Genomic DNA, 1,640 nt, shown 5'->3' on the forward strand with positions numbered 1-1,640 from the left:
CCCCCCGTGTCAGCCTACCTGTCACCTCTGTTGATTGACTCAACCATTCATGGGGGCGAAGGTGTCTAGCAATGCCGAAGCGTTATGACGATGACTTCAGAGACTGGGCTGTTCTTCAAATGATGCCGCCCTTAAACCGTTCCGTAGCAGAGCTCGCCGTTGCAATCGGCGTCACCCCACAGTCACTGCGAAACTGGAGGCAAATGGCTAGAGATAAAGGATTGATTGTTCCTGGGAATAATAAAACCAGCAATCAGTGGTCCAGCGCCGACAAATTCAACGCCGTTCTCGAAACCGCGCCGTTGAGCGAGGTAGAGCTTTCACAATATTGCCGAATCAAGGGCATTTATCCTGAGCAGATTCAGCAATGGCGCCAAGCTTGCCAGAATGCCAACACTGCGATGGAGCCTCAGCCCAACAAAAAACCGACCACCGAGCAAATACGGATAAAGGAGCTGGAGCGACAACTGCTTCGATCCGATGCTGATTGCAAGGAGGCGGTCGCTTTACTGGAACTCAGAAAAAAAGCCAATGCGATCTGGGGCAAGGACAAGGAAGGCTGATCAGCGCCCCTGATCGTGTGCAGGCTTTGGGCCTGATCGCTGAGGCAGTAGCAAGTGGTGCACGTCGGTTTCGTGCATGCAAAGAGATCGGGCTGTGTTTGCGGACGGTTCAGCGTTGGCGACACTGCGAAGCCGACAAGCGCCAGATCATCAAGCGCGAAGCACCGTCCAACAAACTCAGCGTCGCAGAGCGTCAGGCTGTTTTGGATGCTGCTAATCAACCTGGCTACGCGAGTCTGACACCGCACCAGATTGTCCCGAAGTTAGCTGACGAAGGTATCTATCTGGCATCGGAATCAACATTCTATCGGGTGCTGAAAGAGGCAAATCAGAATAGCCGTCGAGGCCGAGCCAAAGCTCCGAAGCGCCGAGCTTTGACCACACATTGTGCTGATGCCCCAAATCGAGTTTGGTGTTGGGATATCACGTGGTTACCCACCACCGTTAAAGGTCGCTTTTACTACTGGTACATGGTCAAAGACATCTATAGCCGCAAATTAGTGACCAACGAAGTACACGAATCCGAACGCGCAGAACATGCATGCGTACTGCTTGAAAAAGGATGCTTACGAGAGCGCACGGCGGGTCGTCCGCTGATACTGCACTCGGACAACGGTCACGTAATGAGAGGCTCGCTTCTTCGAGAAAGCATGATTGCATTGGGCGTCGAACCGTCGTTCAGCCGACCCCGAGTAAGCAATGACAACGCCTATGCCGAAGCGCTTTTTCGTACGGCTAAGTATTGCCCGCTGTGGCCCGAGCGGCCCTTCGACAACCTCACGGAAGCACGACTCTGGGTGCAGAAATTCGTTGAGTGGTACAACGACGAGCATCGTCATAGCGCCTTGAAATACGTGACGCCCAATGAGCGTCACGAAGGCAAGGCACCTGCGTTACTGCAGGCACGGGAGAATCTTTACAAGGCAGCCAAAGCAACTAACCCCAGCCGTTGGAGCGGCGAAGTACGTAATTGGAAACTCGCAAACGCTGTTTACCTGAATCCAGAGCGCCCTGAAACAAGGGCGTAATAGACTCCTAAAACAGCCGTGAAGCGACAGATACGTTGACACGCACCGG

Annotated in this window: 1 protein-coding gene; it reads left to right on the forward strand. The window is 53.5% G+C overall.

The window, feature by feature from the left end:
- Window positions 1-71: 71 nt before the first annotated feature.
- A protein-coding gene (locus ACYSTU_RS26975) for an IS3 family transposase (RefSeq protein WP_499002749.1) occupies window positions 72-1,591 on the forward strand; the annotation gives its coding sequence in 2 pieces (ribosomal slippage) (window positions 72-537 and window positions 537-1,591; 1,521 coding nt in all).
- The last annotated feature ends 49 nt before the right edge of the window (window positions 1,592-1,640 follow it).

The sequence above is a fragment of the Pseudomonas glycinis genome (assembly GCF_054871425.1).